Source organism: Vibrio sp. 2130-1, assembly GCF_033339515.1.
This window is the reverse complement of the sequence record NZ_JAWOUT010000552.1, coordinates 1-287: the sequence shown is the minus strand read 5'-3', so window position 1 is coordinate 287 and position 287 is coordinate 1. Positions and strand designations below refer to the sequence as shown.

Below are 287 nucleotides of genomic sequence, written 5' to 3'. Positions count from 1 at the left end.
ATGTGATGGCTAGCTTTCTCGCTACTGGATTAGTCATTGCCAGTTACCTTCTAGCTCGTCAACCCTATAAGTACTCACGTAAGCTAAGCGACGTTTACCTTTTATATGCCGTACCTGTTGTTACCTTGCCGTTGATTGTCGCGTTAGCTTCGCGCACAGGATGGCTAGCGACCATCATCGGTTTGTTGTTAGTGATTCCGTATATGTATCGCTTTGCAACCAAAGGCCGCTTTATTCGCTGGATCGCGGCTTTGGTTACGGGCTTGGTGCTCTCGTTCGTTGTAATG

1 pseudogene is annotated in these 287 nt (G+C 47.7%); it reads left to right on the top strand.

The features are described 5' to 3' along the window. A pseudogene (locus R7Q09_RS27335) lies at positions 1-287 on the top strand (ligase); the annotation flags it as partial.